Source organism: Streptomyces sp. NPDC058683 (assembly GCF_042716195.1).
Taxonomy (GTDB): Bacteria; Actinomycetota; Actinomycetes; order Streptomycetales; family Streptomycetaceae; genus Streptomyces.
This window is the reverse complement of sequence record NZ_JBHXSK010000013.1, coordinates 68,764-84,775: the sequence shown is the minus strand read 5'-3', so window position 1 is coordinate 84,775 and position 16,012 is coordinate 68,764. Positions and strand designations below refer to the sequence as shown.

Below are 16,012 nucleotides of genomic sequence, written 5' to 3'. Positions count from 1 at the left end.
ATGCCCCTCCACGACCTCGTCACCCTCACCACCGGCGTCACCCTGCTGGCCTGTCTGCTGGCCGTGGTGGGCCTGCACACCTACGCCTCCGGCCGGGCCCAGCGCGCCGCCCTGGTGGACCGCCTCTCCTACACCGGCCAGGGCCCGCTCACCGGCCGCCGGCGCCGCTTCCGCAACCTGGACCGCCGCCTGCGCGGCACGGCGATCGGCCGCCGCCTCGAACTCCGGCTGGCGGCGACGGGCCTGGACGTGACGCCCGGCGAGTTCTTCGCCTACATGATCGCCGCCGTCGTCGCCCTCTGGCTCATCGGCCAGGCCGCCCTGGCCCCCTTCTTCGGGCCGATCGCCGGCCTCCTCGGGGTCTTCGCCGCCGTGCAGTTCCTCAACTGGCAACGCCAGAAACGCATCGAGCGGTTCATCGCCCAACTCCCTGAACTCGCCCGCATCCTGGCCAACGCCACGCACGCCGGTCTCGCCCTGCGCACCGCGATCGGCATGGCGGCGGAGGAGCTGGAGGCCCCGGCCGGCGAAGAACTCGCCAAGGTCGCCGACCAGTTGGCGATCGGCCACTCCATGGACGACGCGCTCGGTGAACTGGCCGACCGGCTCCCGTCCCGGGAACTGGTCGTCCTGGTCACGACCCTGGTCCTGTCCAACAGGGCGGGCGGCCAGGTCGTCTCCGCCCTGCGCAACCTCACCGAGACCCTGGAGGAGCGCAAGGAGACCCGCCGCGAGGTCCGCACCCAGCTCTCCCAGGTGACGATGACGTCGTACGCCGTCCCGGTGCTCGGCATCGGCGCCCTGTTCCTGATGAACGGGGTCAAGGGCGACACGCTGGACCGCATGACGGGCACCACCCTCGGCCAGGCCGCGGTCCTCATCGCGTTCGGCCTCTACGTCATCGGCTTCGTCCTCATCCGCCGCCTCAGCCGCATCGACGTATAGGGGGTTGTGACCATGCCACTGCTCCTGGCCCTCCTGATGGCCCTCGCCGTCTACGGCGCCTTCGCGGGCGTCCGTATGTACCGCGCGGACGCGAAACTCCCCTCCGACCTGGCGATCGCGCTGGAGGTGGGCGCCACCCGCACCGGCGCCGCCAACTCCCTCATCGACCGCATGGGCATGCGCTACGCTCCCGCCGTCCTCCGCCTGATGGGCCCGCGCCTGGTCGCCAAGTACCGCCGCAGGATCGACCTGGCGGGCAACCCCGGCGGCCTGACGATCGACCGCTACGCGGCCCGCCGGGCGGTCTACGGCGCGCTGGGCGCCGTCGGCTTCCTGGTCTTCCTCCTCCGCGGCCAGTGGCTGATGGCCGTGCTGCTCCTGCTCTTCGGCGCGTTCTGGACGGAGGTCGGCATCTGGTCGGCGATCCGCATCCGCAAGGACGTCATCGAACGCACCCTGCCCGACTTCCTGGACGTCCTGGCGGTGGTGGTGAGCGCCGGCCTCGGCTTCCGCCAGGCCCTGGACCGGGTCGCCTCGCACTACGAGGGCCCCTGGGCGGACGAACTCCGCATCACCCTGCGCCAGCTGGACCTGGGCATGAGCCGCCGCCAGGCCTTCGCGGAACTCCGCCGCCGCAACGACTCCGAACAGGTGGCGATGTTCGTCACGGCGCTCCAGCAGGGCGAGGAACTGGGCGCACCGATCGTCGACACCCTGGTCGCCCTGGCCAAGGACATGCGCCGCACGGACGCCCAGAACGCGCGCCGCAAGGCGGCCCGGGCGGTCCCGAAGGCCACGCTGATGATCACCACGTTCATGGTCCCGGCCACGATGCTCCTGCTGGCCGCCGGCCTGCTGCTGGGCTCCGGGGTCGACTTCGGGTCGGTCACGGGGAAGTAGCCGAGGGAGGGCGGGTGAGGGCGATGGCGACACGGGAGGACGACGGGAAGGTCGAGATCCGGGCCCTGCAGGCGATGGGCCGCCAGGTCTTCGGCTTCCGCCTGGCGATGATCGCCGTGGCGGCCCCCGCGGCCCTCCTCAACGCCACCCCCGGCCTGGGGACCCGCCTGGTCGGCTCGGCGGTGGTCGTCACCTTCATGATCTCGTACGTCCTCTTCCGCGACTGGCAGCGCTTCGGCCCGCTCCTGCTGCGCCACCCCACCCTGCTCGCAGCCGACACCCTCTTCGGCTCCTTCCTGCTGATCTCGGCCGGCCCCGACACGACCCTCGCGTACGTCAGCGTCTGCACCCCGCTCCTCGCCGGCCTCCTCTACAGCTGGCGCGGAGCGGCGGTCTTCGCGTCCCTCCAGTCGCTGATCCTCCTGGTCGTGGAGGAGACGCTGGACCACCACACCGGCGTCGCGGACTCCCTCCTCCTGCCCGGCCTGTGCGTGATCACCGGCGCGATGGGCTCCACCCTGCGCACCCTGATGCTCCGCTTCGGCACCGCCACCGAGGCCCTGACCGAGACCCGTGCCCGTCTCGCCGCGACGGAGGCGGTGAGCGCGGAACGCGCCCGGCTGGCCCGCGAGATGCACGACTCGGTGACCAAGACGCTGTACGGCGTCGCACTGATCGCGGACGGCCTCGCAAAGTCGGCGTCCGCGTCCCCGGACCGCCTGGACCCGACGCTGATCGGACAGCAGGCGGAACAGGTGGCGAACGCGGCCCGCAGGGCGGCGGGGGAGGCCCGCGAACTCCTGACGGACCTGCGCGCCCGGACGGACGGCGAGGCCTCGGACGTACGCTCCGAACTGCAGTCGCTGACAAGTGACTTCACGGCCCGTACGGCGCTGACCGCGACCTACGAAGGCCCCGCCACCCCGGTCCCGCTGCCCCACGCCACGGCTCGCCAGCTGCTGGGCATCACGGCGGAGGCCCTGGAGAACGCCCACCGCCACGCACGCGCGACGAGGGTCGACGTACGGGCGGAGACGACCCCCGACCACCGTCTGATCGTCACGATCCACGACGACGGCCGCGGCCTGCCCCCGGACACGACCGTCGAGGACCTGCACCGCACCGGCCACTTCGGCCTGCTCGGCATGACGGAACGCGCCGCTTCGATGGGCGCGCGCCTCCGGCTGACCGCCGACAAGGGCACCGAGGTGCGAGTGGAGGTGCCACTGACATGACGGAGACGACGGAGACGACGGAGACGAGAGGAGGCCCCCCGATGCCGCAGCACCCCTTCACGGAGTGCGCAGAACCTCCGCCCCCACCCCTGCGCATCCTGGTGGCCGACGACAACCCGGTGATCCGCGCGGGCCTGACGGCGGTCCTCTGCGCCGCGGACGGCCTCACCGTCGTCGCCGAGGCCGAGGACGGCCGCGCGGCCTACGAGGCGGCCCTGCGCCTGTGCCCCGACGTCATCCTCCTCGACGTCCGCATGCCCGGGGTCGACGGCATGGCGGCGCTGCCGCACCTGGTGCGCCTGGCCCCGGTCATGATGCTGACGTACAGCGACGAGACGGAGATCGTGCAGGAGGCCGTACGCCTGGGCGCCGGGGGCTACCTGGTCCACGGCGAGTTCACGACAGCACAGCTGACGCAGGCGGTACGGGACGTGGGCGGGGGGCGGCCGCACTTCACACCGACCGCGACGAACGCGTTGCTGGCACATATCAGAGGACATGCAACTGCACACGCAAAACCCGAACTGCGCGCTCTCCCAACACATTTTCCACCCAAAGGGCTTTCGCAACTGCAATCAACTGTGGGACAGTCGTCGAAGTCCCGGTTTCAACTGAGCGGCAGGGAGGCGGAGATCATGGACCTCATCGTGTCCGGCATGACCAACCAGCAGATCGCCGCCGTCTGTTTCATCAGCGAGAAGACGGTCAAGAACCACATCAACCGCATCTTCGCCAAGCTCCACACCACCACCCGCGCCCAGGCGACGGCCAAGTGGCTGGGGGTGTCATGAGGATGAACAGGGTGAACTGGGTCCGGATTTGGGTCCTGGGACCCTCGGCGGCTGGGTATGTTCCGCCGTACGGTGCAAGGATCGGAACCGAACCGGGAGGGGACCACCATGAGCGACCGGATGCTGAGGATGCTCGTCGCGCTGCAGCGCCGCGCCGACGACCGGGGGCAGACCGCGGTCGAGTATCTCGGGATCATCGCGGTGGTGGTGGCGATCGTGCTGGCCGTCACGGGTACCAGCATCGGCCAGACGATCCTCACCAAGATCACTGCGCAAATCAACAAGATCGTGTGATGCGTCTCCGCCGTTACGGCGACTCAGGGCAGGCCTTCCCCATCTACATCACGGTAGCGGGGGGCCTGCTCTTTCTCGCGTTCGCGTACCTCGCGGTCGGCCAGGCCGCGGTGAACCGGAACGGGGCCCAGACGGCCGCCGACGCGGCGGCGCTCGCCGAGGCCATGAACACGCGTGACGAGCTTGCGGACCAGTGGGTGCAGGACGTAAGCGACCCGACCAAGTGGCTGGACATCTTCGAGGGCAAGGTGAACGTCCCCCTCTCGTGCTGGCGCGCCCAGCAACTGGCGGCCCAGAACGAGGCGGAGGCACAGTGCCTGCCCGGACCTCCGCTGAGCTTCAAGGTCAAGGCCACGACGAAGAAGACCGTGGGCGACTCCGTCGTGCCCGGCACCGAGAGCCTGAAATCGACGGCGTACGCCACGGCCGTGATCAAGTCGCTCTGCACGTTCCCGCCTGCCGGTGACGACGGCGTCCTGCCCGAACTCACCTGCGAGGACGGCCGAACGTGGAAGCTGGACCCGACCGATCCGACGGGTCTGCCGGGCCCCGAAGACCTCTTCGACGTCTACCTGGCCGACTGACAAGCGAATCGACGAGCGAAGAAGGAGGCGGGAACGATGAGCATGCGGTTCACTGCGAAGGCCCGCAGGGGGGCGGTCGCGTTGATGGTCGCGACGGGCCTTGCGGTGGGGGTCGCCGGCTGCGGCGGCGGAGGCGACGACAAGGCGGACAAGCCCCAGGCGTCGGCCTCCGCGTCCAAGAGCGGCGGATCGAACCCGAGTGCTCAGGAGGGCGAGTCCCAGGCGCCGATCGCCGAACTCAGGGGGACGGACGGTCTGCTCCTACAGGTCACGTCCGCTCAGCGGGACTCGGGCGGGTTCGTCACGGTGAACGCCACCCTCAAGAACGACGGCGCCGCATCCGTCGTCATCCCCGCTCAGGTCAGCGGTGACGAAACGGAGATCACCCGGCACGGCTTCTCCTTCGGCGGGGCCACCCTGGTCGACTCCAAGGGCAAGAAGCGCTACTACGTCCTGCGCGACACGGACGGCCGGCCGCTCACCAGCATCGGCATCACCAACGTCGACGCCGGCCAGACCGTACCCGTCTTCATGCAGTTCCCCGCGCCCCCCGCCGACACCACCGAGGTCACCCTCCAACTCCCCACCTTCGCCAGCGGCACGATCCAGATCTCCGGGTGAGGCCGACGTGACCACACCACGCCTCCCGCTGACCCTGGGCGCCGCCGTGCTCCTCCTGGTCACGCATCTCCACGGCGCGACGGCCGCCCGTGCCGACGACGGTGACCCGAGCGTCCCGCCGGGCACCGAGCCCTCGGCCACCGCGCCCGTGAAGGTCGACCCGACGGACCCCGACCTCAAGCTCCCCGAAGGCGCCACCCTCGCCGATCCCAAAGTCCTGGACATCAAGTCGGTCGTGGAGGACCAGAGCGGTGACGAGCGCCGTGAGGACACCAACGCGGACGTGACGTTCGCCCTCCAGGCCGAGGTGCTGTTCAGCAAGGACAGCTCCAAGCTGAGCGCGGCGGCGAAGGCGCGGATCGATGTGATCGCGGAGGAGATCAGGAAGCAGAACGCCACCCAGGTCCGTGTCTTCGGCTTCACGGACAACCTGGGCTCCTCGGCCCACGGAGACGTCCTCTCCCGCCAGCGCGCCAACGCCGTACAGGGCGTCCTCGACCAGGACCTGAACGACCCGAACATCACCTTCGACGTCCGCGGCTACGGCGAGCAGTACCCGATCGCCGACAACTCCTCGGAGGAGGGCCGCAAGAAGAACCGCCGCGTGGAGGTGACGTTCCCGAGAACGGGAAGCTGAGCGAGGCCGGTGCCCCAGCGGCGGGGCGCGGTCAGACTTGCTCTCGGTAGGCGCCGGCCAGGGGGTACGCCTTGGTCACGGCGCCGGAACTTTGTGGTGAGACCTGGATGTGGGGCGGTGACCCCTATTCCACCTCGACCGTCACCCGCGTACCCACCGTCACGCCCCACCTCTCCAGGGCGCCCGCCTCCGCCTCCAGTACATGCCGCGACCGAAGACGGGGCAGTCCGAGTCGGCCGGGTCGCATCGTCCTGATGGCGATGACGCTCAGGTGACGGTCGAGGTAGGCGACGTCGATCGCCATCCGCATGCGGAAGGTGTGGATGCTGCTGGCGGGAGAGAGCAGGATCGCACCGTCGAGCGCATCGCGCCCCAACAGGCCCTTTGAGCGGGCGCGATAGGACGTGGCGATCTCCAGCGGGACCATGGCCGGTTCCTCGCTGCCTCGGATGACCAACGTTCCTCGCCCGTCCCGCCAGCGCCTCATGGCCTGCCTCTCGCTTGTCTCCCAGCGGCTCCCCGAAGCGACCGTATCCGCAACACGGACGAGTGATGCTTGCGGCAGTGCTCAAGTACGCAACATGGCCCGGAATTTCGCCTCAGAACCGGCGTACCGGCCCGGTCGGTCGCCCCCGGCCCACCAGGTCCGTACCCAGTGGCGCCCACGTCCCGTGGATATCGTCGTGAGGATCAAGAGACCTCTGGCCCCACCTGGAGTCCGCAAGTGCATCGCCCTGCCCGGTTCCTTCACCGTAACGAGGCATCCGCATGGCTGAGCGGCTGAAGGTCGACGGTACGGAACTCGACAAGTTCTTCAGGGACTTGAAGAGAGCACAGGAGTCGTTCACCGCTCTGCAGAAGGTATTGCACGACCCGGGCGTCAACGGCCTGGGCACGGACGACCTGGACAAGGCCTGTGACCGGTTCCAGGGGGACTGGCACTACGGGGCCAAGGAGATCGCCGGGCAGATCGGGGAGCTCACGGACATCACGAAGAAAGCCAGGGACGACTTTCATGAGGTGGACGTGGCTTTGGAGAAGGCGTTGGAAAAGGCGAGGCGGAAGAGCGGCAACAAGTGACGGTCACGAATCCCTACCCGCATCTCGGCTTCAACCCTGCTCCCGGCAGCACGGATCTGGTGCACGACATCCACCGCAGGCTCTCCGGCTGCGCGAAGGAGATGGAGAAGGCGCACTCCAAGGTCACCAAGCTGATGAACGGCAGCTACTGGGAGGGCGACGCGGCCGTCGCGTTCCGCGAGCAACTGGAGGGCGGCCCGCTGCCGCTCAACCTGAAGAACGGCGCCCACTCCGTCGACAAGGCAGCGAAGCAGCTGGACCTGTGGGCCGGGGAGCTGGCGGAGTTCCAGCGGCGCGCGAAGAAACTCGACGGTGAGGCCAAGGATGCCCGCGAGGCGCTGCGGCGTGCTCAGGGCCACGCGGACGAGGCGAAGAGAACCTCGGAGACCACGGGCAAGGACAGGGCGCAGGGTGATGCCGGCGCAGCTCTGGACAAGGCGAACAGCAGGGTCACGGCGGCGCAGGACGACCTGGACCACGTACTGAAGCGGGCCCGATCCCTTGCGGGCGAACACGAGGACGTCGCCCGCAAGCGGGCCCGGCACATCGGCGACGCCACGCACAAGCTGGCGCCGCACGAGCCGAACGCGTGGGACAAGTTCACGGACTGGCTGGGTGACAACCTCCCGGACATTCTCAGCGCGTGCGCTGCTGTGCTGGGCGTGATCGCACTGCTGGGCCTCACGGTCATCGCCCCGTGGATGCTGTTCCTGGCGGCCGGACTGCTCAGCGGAATGGCCTTCGGCCTGCGCGTCAGCGACCCCGAGGTCCTGGCGTCCCTGGAGGACGGCTTCACGAAGGGCGAGCTGGATGTCGACTTCTGGGGCAACCTGCTGGGGGTCGCGGGGGACTTTCTGGGGATGCTGCCGGGGCTGGGGGCGGTGGCCAAGGGAGCCATGAAGGCCCCCGAGCTGTTGTCTGCGACCGCTGCGGCGGTCGGCGAGGCAGACGAGGTGTTGACCCTTGGACAGAAGATCGCCAGGGCTGGGGTCAGGATGGGGACCTCGATCAAGACGGTGGGCGTTTCGATCAAAACAGAGGCTGTCGTGGCCGAGGGCGCCGTGAACGTCCTGTCGCATCCGAGGGTGTTTGGCGGACGACTGGCCCCGGTTGTCGAGAAGATCGACAAGCCGGCGACGATCCTGGGGGCCGGGACGGCCGTCTACGGCGTGACAAGCAGCTTTGTCGACAACCTGGACAATGACGCTGCCAAGACGGTCACGAGCCTCCTGGACGGACCCAGAACCCTGGGCGTCGATGTTCCGGCGACCATGGGTGCCCTCCACTTCCTGCTTCGCGGCGCAGGTGAAGCGTCATGAGCGGTGCTTCCTACGTGATTGATGACTCGGCGCGGAGTGAGGAGGCCGAAGTCTGGTTCGCCTTGCCTCCGGGATTTGTCCCACTTCCGCTCCAGGAGCTGACGATGGCCGGCCACGATCCGGCGCAAGCGACAGGCCCGTTGACGGCTCTCGGTCCGGTTCTCCGACTGGCCCAGCTGCTCCTGGAAGCCGGGACGGTGCACTGTTGCCTTGGTCTGCATTCCGACGACGAGGACGGCGGCGGACCGCTGCTGTCCTTCTTCACGCTCGCCTGGCGCGGTACCGGCTGGACCCCGCGTAGCGTCCTCGCGGCCCGTGCTGCCTCTGGAGCGGAGAATGCGGAACACATCGCGACTCTGGACCTGCCCTGCGGTCCGGCTTCGCTCGTGGAGACGCGTCTGGCAGCGCCCCCGGAGTTGGGCCTCGCTGTCCCGTGCGAACTACTCCAGGTCACGGTCTACGTTCCGTGCCTCGACGGCCAACGCATTGCAATCCTCTCGCTGGCTACGACGAATGTAGAGAAGGCAAGCCACTACCGTGCCCTGCTCACGGACATCGCCGGTACGGTCAGTTTCGAAAATCCGCTTCCGGATGTATCCAGTGGCGTACCCGACAAGGACTGAGATGCCCCCCACGCACCACCCCACGGCCTGGGATGATCCCGCGACTCGCCGTGCCTGGGTAAAGTTGGTCACTTGCGCGTTCTTGTGTCAGATCTTGTGGCCGGCCGCCTGGCTGGGCTTGCTGGCCTGGTATGTGGTCATGTCGATCACCTGGACGTTGTGGCTCTTCTTCGTCCCTCTGCTCTACTCGTTCTACCGGGCGTTCCTCCAACCGGCTTATATCTCATGGGCCTTCCACACACGACGGCTGCTGCGTGCCTATCCCTGGCAGGTGTTCGAGGAGCCCGAGAGCGGCATCGGAAAGATTCCCGGAGCCACTGCCGGGGATGTCTGGCTGAGCTTTCCCAATCCCGAGCGTCCCGGCGAAATGCTGGCGCTGATTCTGAAGGTGCACATTCGGTCCATGTGGTGGAGACGGCGTCTCGGGCGTGGCTACAACGCCGAAAAGACGGCGCAGGCCAAGGAGGTGTGGTTCGCGGGTGATCCCCGTTTTGCCGCCGTCATCGCGGTTCCCGGACCCCGTCGCCTGTACGTGATCCACCAGCGCCCGACGGACAAGCGTGGCTTCGCCGATCCCGGTGGAGCCAGCCCCGCCGCCCTCGAACGCGCCCGCCGCGCAGGAGTACGTCTACCGGACCCTCAGTCGGCGATGCAGTGAGGCGTGTCTTCGGTCAATGCAGTTGTGGCTCCCCCGGCTCTCGGTTAGGAAAGTCCCATGACCACACTCGGCGCCGTATTCCGCCCCCAGCTGCCCCCCGAGCGACTCCGTGCCGTGGTTCGGCTTGCGGATGAGGTCGGGCTGGAGGAGCTGTGGCTGTGGGAGGACTGTTTCCGGGAGGGTGGGATCTCCACCGCCGCCGCTGCTCTCGCCTGGTCGGAGCGGGTGCGGATCGGGGTCGGGCTGTTGCCCGTGCCGTTGCGGAACGTCGCCATCACCGCGATGGAGGCCGCCGCGCTGCACCGGATGTTCCCGGGGCGCGCGATCCTCGGCGTCGGCCACGGTGTGCAGGACTGGATGGGCCAGGTCGGCGCCCGCGCCGAGTCCCCGCTGACCCTGCTGCGGGAGCATCTCGGCGCCCTGCGCGCGCTGTTGCGCGGGGAGCGGCTCACCGTCGCCGGGCGGTACGTCCGGCTCGACGACGTCGCGCTCGACTGGCCGCCCGCCGGGCCCGTCCAGATCCTCGCCGGAGCCGAAGGCCCCCGCACCCTCCGCCTCACCGGCGAGGCCGCCGACGGGACGATTCTCACCGCCGCCACCCCGCCCGACGGCGTCCGCCGGGCCCGGCGGCTCATCGAGGAGGGGCGGGCGGCCGCCGGTCGGGGCGCGGACGAGCCGCACCAGGTCGTCGTCTATCTCCTCACCGCCACCGGGGCCGACGCGGCCGCCCGGCTCCGGGCCGAACTCGCCGCCGAGGGCCTGGGGTCGGTCCCCGAGCTCGGCGTCGCCGGAGACGCGGGCGCCGTCGCCAAAGCGGTGCAACGGCTCACGGAGGCCGGCGCGGACACCGTCATCCTCCAGCCGACGGGGGACGAACCCGACCCCGAGGGCTTCGTACGGTTCACCGCCGAGGAGGTCCGGCCGCTCGTGCCGTGAGCGGTCCGGCGGTCGTGTCCGCCGGACCGCCCGGTCAGTCGGTGTCCGTGGGAGCTGTCCGCCGGTAGTCGCCCGTCGTCCCGTCGACCAGCTCCCGCAGGATGTCGATGTGCCCGGCGTGCCGGGCGGTCTCCTCGATCATGTGGACCAGCACCCAGCGCAGGGAGACCGTCTGGTCCCGCCAGTCCGGCCGGCCCAGCGTGTCCAGGGGCCGCGCGGTGATCATCGCGTCGGACGCGGCGCGCGCACGGCCGTAGAAGTCGATGATCTGCTGGGTCGTCTCGCCGGGGCCGACCGACATGTCCTCGTCCGTGTACGGGTCGAACCACAGGGGCTCGGTCTCGCCGCCGAAGCTCGACACGAACCAGCCGTACTCCACGGACGCCAGGTGCTTCACCAGCCCCAGCAGGTTCGTCCCGGACGGGGTCATCGGGCGGCGCAGCTGTTCGTCGTCGAGGCCCTCCAGCTTCCACAGCACGGCGTCCCGGTGCCGGTCCAGGCTCGCGCGCAGGATGTCCTTCTCGCCGGCGGTGTACGTGTCATCGGTCGTCATGGTGGGCGAAATTAGCAGCGGGCACTGACAATCCGTTGGGATCATGCGGGCCATGGCAGAGCACACGCACCGCACCTTCGGGACCTTCGAGTCCTTCGAGGACCTCGTCGCCGAGGGGGCCGCCGTGCCGACGGAGGGCTGGGACTTCTCCTGGTTCGAGGGCCGGGCCACCGAGGCGCGCCCCTCCTGGGGCTATGCCCGCGCCGCCGGCGGACGGCTGGCCCGCGCGACCGCCGCCCTCGACATCCAGACCGGCGGCGGCGAGGTACTCGCCTTCGCCCTCGACACGGCGGCCCGGGACCGTTCCGCCCGAACCGCCCCTGGCCCCACCCCCGCCCAGCCGTCGCAGTCGGTCGCCGCCACCGAGGGCTGGCCGCCGAACGTTCGTCGGGCGAGCGCCCTGCTGCGTGCGCGCGGTGTCGTGGTCGTCGCCTCGCCCGACGACGCCCCGCTGCCGTTCGCCGACGAGACCTTCGACCTGGTCCTCAGCCGGCACCCGGTGCGGGCCCACTGGTCCGAGATCGCGCGCGTGCTGCGCCCCGGCGGCACCTACTTCGCCCAGCACGTCGGACCCGCCAGCGTCTTCGAGCTGGTGGAGTACTTCCTCGGGCCGCAGCCGGAGGCGGTCCGCGGCGGGCGCCACCCCGACCGGGAGCGCGCCGGGGCGGAGGCGGCCGGGCTGGAGGTCGTGGACCTGCGGGCCGAACGGCTGCGGATGGAGTTCTACGACATCGCCGCCGTCGTGCACTTCCTGCGGAAGGTCGTATGGATGGTCCCCGGCTTCACGGTCGAGGAGTACGAGCCCCGACTCCGCGCCCTGCACCGGCGGATCGAGGCGGAAGGACCCTTCGTCGCCCACAGCACCCGGCACCTCTTCGACGCCCGCAAGCCGGAGCGGCGGACGTGATCCACCGGCCTTGGAATGCCAGGTGCCCGAGAATGGCCAAGAACTGCCGTTCGATCCCTCGGACGCCCAGCCGGTACCGGGCGTACCGCAGCGATCATCATGGTGCATGTCATGACACTGCAGACCCAATAAGGTCAATCTGCACCCTTGGTCATTGATCTACGCATAAGTGAACATCCGGCCTCTCTGTTCACCTCTCATTTCCACAGAGTTTTCACATCGTTACCCCCAGCGCCCCGTATCCACCTGTCGGCTCACGTAAGTTCAGACCAAGGTAATTCGCGTGAGCAAATCTGCGCGGGCGGCACCGCGCCGCGGAGGGGGCTGCGCGGTGCCGTAATGCCCCACTGGCTCCCGTCAAGGCGCCGTTCGCAGCCGGGGTAGCCCATCGGGGGGACGGGTGAACAACTCGCCGAGGCATCCCCAAGACGGCCCAAACCCTCTTGATCTCCCTGAATGCGACCAGTTTTCCTGGGATTCCGCTGCGAATCGGCCAATCGAGGCCCTTGAATCCAGCGTTCTAGGCCCGTCGAGGCGTTGTCGGGCGACTCCGGAGAGTAGTTGTGGCACGCCGATGCACGCAGCATCACTTACAAAGGGTTATGGTGGAAACCCCCCCTCGGGCCGGTCCGTCTCCCCCCCACGGACCGGCCCGTTTTTTTGCCCGGGGACCGGCCCGCTCTTCCGCCCGCGGCCGTCCCCGCCTCCGCCCGCGGCTGTCCCCGCCTCTCCCCACCGCCGTCCCCGCCTCTCCCCGCGGCCGTCCCCGCCGCCGCCCACCGCCGCCCCGCCCATGGCCGCCCCTGTTTTTTCACCCACTTTTCAAGCGTCCTCGCCCCTGGCGCCCCGAAGGGGCTCGGTGGACCGTGCGACCAGCCCCGACGCACCCGCACTCGCCGGACCGCACAGGCCCCCCACCCCCTTTGGGCGCCCTCCCCACCGCGCCCCCCTCAACTCCCGGAGGGGTAGGCTTCGGCCCGCGGAACCCCGCAGCGAGACACGAGGGGCGGACTCAAGTGAACCTGCGCGACAAGCTGCGCGGCCTGCTCGTCAGGCTCTACGCACGCCGGGTGGAAGGTCACCTGGACCACGCTCAGGTGCCCAAGCACATCGGCGTCATCATGGACGGCAACCGCCGCTGGGCGAAGGCCGCCGGATCCAGCACCGTGCACGGCCACCGGGCCGGCGCCGAGAAGATCGAGGAATTCCTCGGCTGGTGCTCCGAGACCGATGTCGAGGTCGTCACCCTCTGGCTGCTGTCCACGGACAACTTCGACCGCGCCAAAGAGGAGCTGGTCCCCCTCCTCGGCATCATCGAGGACGTCGTCCGCACCCTCGCCGCCGACGGCCGCTGGCGGGTCCACCATGTCGGCACCCCCGACCTCCTGCCCTCCCCGATGCAGAACGTGCTCAAGGAGGCCGAGGAGGCCACCGCGCACGTCGAGGGAATACTGGTGAACGTCGCCATCGGCTACGGCGGCCGCCAGGAGATCGCCGACGCCGTCCGCTCGATGATTCTGGACGCCAACGACAAGGGCGTCGCGATGGACGACCTCGCCGACTCCGTCACCGTCGACATGATCGGCCGTCACCTCTACACCGGCGCCCAGCCCGACCCGGACCTGGTGATCCGTACCAGCGGGGAGCAGCGGCTGTCCGGATTCATGCTCTGGCAGACCGCGCACGCCGAGTACTACTTCTGCGAGGTCTTCTGGCCCGCGTTCCGCAAGGTCGACTTCCTGCGCGCCCTGCGTGACTACGCGGCCCGCCACCGCCGCTACGGCGGGTGACGTGATCGTGACGGCGGACGCCAACACGGCATACGCCCCCTGTCACCGTCGCCACGCTGGATGACTTCCTCGCTACGGTGGATGACCCCACCGCACCCGTGAGGCGTAAATCACCCATTTCAGGGCGCCAGTAACACGGAGTTCACCTGCGCGTCGTTGCAGACCGTGGCATGGCGGCGCATGTTCGAGGGCATAAGGCAAGCAGGTCGATGCCCGAACCACGGGCATCGGATCTCAGCGGGCGACTCGGGGTCGTCCGCCCGGGAGGCCCTTTGCACCAGCCCGACCGTGCGGTCACGGCACGGAAGAAGCAGCGGGGGGCCGGTTTTCGGCCCGTGCAGGGTGGCCGTCAACCGGTCCAGCTCCTCTTCGTCGCTCCCCGACCTCATCCGAGGGGGTACGTCCTTCCGTGGTGACCAGCACAACGCGCCGCAAGTCCGACCGGCGCACCTATGTTCTCGACACCAGCGTCCTGCTGGCCGACCCGAACGCCATGGCCCGCTTCGACGAGCACGAGGTCGTGCTCCCGATCGTCGTGGTCACGGAACTGGAGGCCAAACGGCACCATCCCGAACTCGGCTACTTCGCCCGGCAGGCCCTGCGCCTGCTCGACGACTACCGGGTCCGGCACGGCCGTCTGGACGCCCCGATCCCGATCGGGGACCTCGGCGGCACGATCCGTGTCGAGCTCAACCACTCGGACCCCAGCGTCCTGCCCAGCGGCTACCGCCTGGGGGACAACGACTCCCGCATCCTCGCGGTCGCCCGCAACCTGCAGGCCGAGGGGTACGACGTCACCGTCGTCTCGAAGGACCTCCCGCTCAGGATCAAGGCCTCGTCGGTCGGTCTGCTGGCCGAGGAGTACCGCGCCGAGCTCGCCATCACGGGCGCTTCCGGCTGGACCGGAATGTCCGAACTGACGCTCCCCGGCGAACAGGTGGACATCCTCTTCGAGGAAGGGCACGTGTACGTCCCGGAGGTCTCCGACCTCCCCGTGCACACTGGCCTGACCATCCAGTCCGAGCGCGGCAAGGCACTCGGCCGGGTGACGGCCGAGGGCAACGTCCGTGTGGTACGCGGCGATCGGGAGGCGTTCGGCATCAAGGGCCGCAGCGCCGAGCAGCGCATCGCGCTCGATCTGCTGCTCGACCCGGACGTCGGGATCGTGTCGATGGGCGGCCGGGCCGGCACCGGCAAGTCGGCGCTGGCGCTGTGCGCGGGTCTGGAGGCGGTCCTGGAGCGCCGCCAGCACAAGAAGGTGATGGTCTTCCGTCCGCTGTACGCGGTCGGCGGGCAGGAGCTGGGCTATCTGCCCGGCTCCGAGTCGGAGAAGATGAGCCCCTGGGCGCAGGCGGTCTTCGACACCCTCTCGGCGGTCACCAGCCGCGAGGTCATCGAGGAGGTCACCGCGCGCGGGATGCTGGAGGTGCTGCCGCTCACCCACATCCGCGGCCGCTCCCTGCACGACGCGTTCGTGATCGTCGACGAGGCCCAGTCACTGGAACGGAACGTCCTGTTGACCGTTCTGTCCCGGATCGGCGCGAATTCACGGGTGGTGCTGACCCATGACGTGGCCCAGCGGGACAACCTCAGGGTCGGTCGTTACGACGGTGTGGTCGCCGTGGTGGAGAAGCTGAAGGGTCACCCGCTCTTCGCGCATGTCACCCTCACTCGGTCCGAGAGGTCCCAGATTGCCGCGCTTGTGACCGAAATGCTGGAGGACGGACACATCTGATCCATCTGATCCCTGTGTCCAACTTGGGCTGATTACCCATCCGTTGGCGCCGTCCGGCAAAGACGTTGAGCCTAGCCGGGCGGCGCCTTCGTGCGTGCGGCTTTCCTGAAATCCCCTGGGGGAAACGGGATGTGAGCTTTCACACGCAACTCGGAATTGCCACCCGGCGTCGGGGTACGGCAGAGTCTCACTCCTGTCAGGCCCCGCATACGACACACCTGTACCCCCAGCGGTACGGCAACACGGAAGCATCACAGCTAATTCCATAGCGACGTCGTATGCCGCCCGAACGCCACACGGCACTCCCCGGCGGGGAGCTGCCCATCGGGCCCGCGCCTCCCGTGACCCCGCAGTTGGGAGGCCAGTGTCAGGGGAACGATTGCGTCCGCCAGGGTCACCGAAGC

At 69.2% G+C, this 16,012-nt stretch carries 18 protein-coding genes; 16 read left to right on the top strand and 2 right to left on the bottom strand.

Annotated elements, in window-relative coordinates:
* The 8 genes from ACFWXC_RS16225 to ACFWXC_RS16190 all read left to right on the top strand — a co-directional run bounded on the left by ACFWXC_RS16225 (position 1) and on the right by ACFWXC_RS16190 (position 6,007).
* Complete coding sequence (locus ACFWXC_RS16225; protein ID WP_384479097.1) at positions 1-945, top strand: type II secretion system F family protein; 945 nt, start codon at positions 1-3, stop codon at positions 943-945.
* Positions 946-957: 12 nt separating this feature from the next.
* Positions 958-1,845, top strand: a complete 888-nt coding sequence (locus ACFWXC_RS16220) for a DUF5936 domain-containing protein (RefSeq protein ID WP_384479096.1) — start codon at positions 958-960, stop codon at positions 1,843-1,845.
* Positions 1,846-1,868: 23 nt separating this feature from the next.
* Entirely contained in the window at positions 1,869-3,080 is a 1,212-nt protein-coding gene (locus ACFWXC_RS16215; RefSeq protein WP_384479094.1) for a sensor histidine kinase, read from the top strand.
* 41 nt (positions 3,081-3,121) lie between these two features.
* Complete coding sequence (locus tag ACFWXC_RS16210) at positions 3,122-3,871, top strand: response regulator (protein WP_384479091.1); 750 nt, start codon at positions 3,122-3,124, stop codon at positions 3,869-3,871.
* A gap of 108 nt (positions 3,872-3,979) precedes the next feature.
* Positions 3,980-4,165, top strand: a complete 186-nt coding sequence (locus ACFWXC_RS16205) for a hypothetical protein (RefSeq protein WP_351318768.1) — start codon at positions 3,980-3,982, stop codon at positions 4,163-4,165.
* Entirely contained in the window at positions 4,165-4,749 is a 585-nt protein-coding gene (locus tag ACFWXC_RS16200) for a pilus assembly protein TadG-related protein (RefSeq protein ID WP_384479089.1), read from the top strand. The genes ACFWXC_RS16205 and ACFWXC_RS16200 overlap by 1 nt, the downstream gene beginning before the upstream one ends.
* Positions 4,750-4,785: 36 nt before the next feature.
* Positions 4,786-5,370 (top strand): hypothetical protein, encoded by a 585-nt coding sequence (locus ACFWXC_RS16195; RefSeq protein ID WP_384479087.1) that lies wholly within the window; start codon positions 4,786-4,788, stop codon positions 5,368-5,370.
* Between the two features lie 7 nt (positions 5,371-5,377).
* Positions 5,378-6,007 carry an OmpA family protein gene (locus ACFWXC_RS16190; RefSeq protein WP_384479085.1) on the top strand — a complete coding sequence of 210 codons (630 nt, stop codon included), beginning with the start codon at positions 5,378-5,380 and terminating at the stop codon, positions 6,005-6,007.
* 124 nt (positions 6,008-6,131) lie between these two features.
* Here the strand turns inward: ACFWXC_RS16190 and ACFWXC_RS16185 are convergent, their stop codons facing one another.
* The gene (locus tag ACFWXC_RS16185) at positions 6,132-6,494 is read right to left on the bottom strand and encodes a DUF192 domain-containing protein (protein ID WP_384479083.1); all 363 of its coding nucleotides are present in this window, start codon (positions 6,492-6,494) and stop codon (positions 6,132-6,134) included.
* Positions 6,495-6,775: 281 nt separating this feature from the next.
* On the opposite strand from ACFWXC_RS16185, the gene ACFWXC_RS16180 reads away from it, so the two are divergent.
* The 5 genes from ACFWXC_RS16180 to ACFWXC_RS16160 all read left to right on the top strand — a co-directional run bounded on the left by ACFWXC_RS16180 (position 6,776) and on the right by ACFWXC_RS16160 (position 10,623).
* Positions 6,776-7,087, top strand: coding sequence for a hypothetical protein (locus tag ACFWXC_RS16180; protein WP_384479082.1), 312 nt, complete (start codon positions 6,776-6,778; stop codon positions 7,085-7,087).
* Positions 7,088-7,146: 59 nt separating this feature from the next.
* Entirely contained in the window at positions 7,147-8,406 is a 1,260-nt protein-coding gene (locus tag ACFWXC_RS16175; RefSeq protein WP_384479080.1) for a hypothetical protein, read from the top strand.
* The gene (locus ACFWXC_RS16170; RefSeq protein ID WP_384479078.1) at positions 8,403-9,029 is read left to right on the top strand and encodes a hypothetical protein; all 627 of its coding nucleotides are present in this window, start codon (positions 8,403-8,405) and stop codon (positions 9,027-9,029) included. The genes ACFWXC_RS16175 and ACFWXC_RS16170 overlap by 4 nt, the downstream gene beginning before the upstream one ends.
* Before the next feature lie 139 nt (positions 9,030-9,168).
* A complete protein-coding gene (locus tag ACFWXC_RS16165) occupies positions 9,169-9,687 on the top strand; it encodes a hypothetical protein (protein WP_384479076.1) in 519 nt (172 codons plus the stop codon).
* Between the two features lie 57 nt (positions 9,688-9,744).
* Positions 9,745-10,623, top strand: a complete 879-nt coding sequence (locus ACFWXC_RS16160) for an LLM class flavin-dependent oxidoreductase (protein ID WP_384479075.1) — start codon at positions 9,745-9,747, stop codon at positions 10,621-10,623.
* 34 nt (positions 10,624-10,657) lie between these two features.
* Here ACFWXC_RS16160 and ACFWXC_RS16155 read toward each other — a convergent pair whose 3' ends face one another.
* Positions 10,658-11,176 (bottom strand): DinB family protein, encoded by a 519-nt coding sequence (locus tag ACFWXC_RS16155; RefSeq protein ID WP_384479073.1) that lies wholly within the window; start codon positions 11,174-11,176, stop codon positions 10,658-10,660.
* A gap of 52 nt (positions 11,177-11,228) precedes the next feature.
* Here ACFWXC_RS16155 and ACFWXC_RS16150 point away from each other — a divergent pair, with 52 nt between their 5' ends.
* From ACFWXC_RS16150 to ACFWXC_RS16140, 3 genes are all read left to right on the top strand, one after another.
* The gene (locus tag ACFWXC_RS16150; protein ID WP_384479071.1) at positions 11,229-12,083 is read left to right on the top strand and encodes a class I SAM-dependent methyltransferase; all 855 of its coding nucleotides are present in this window, start codon (positions 11,229-11,231) and stop codon (positions 12,081-12,083) included.
* A gap of 1,016 nt (positions 12,084-13,099) precedes the next feature.
* A complete protein-coding gene (locus tag ACFWXC_RS16145; RefSeq protein ID WP_384479069.1) occupies positions 13,100-13,873 on the top strand; it encodes an isoprenyl transferase in 774 nt (257 codons plus the stop codon).
* A 409-nt stretch (positions 13,874-14,282) separates the two neighbouring features.
* A complete protein-coding gene (locus tag ACFWXC_RS16140) occupies positions 14,283-15,608 on the top strand; it encodes a PhoH family protein (protein ID WP_384479067.1) in 1,326 nt (441 codons plus the stop codon).
* Positions 15,609-16,012: the final 404 nt, after the last annotated feature.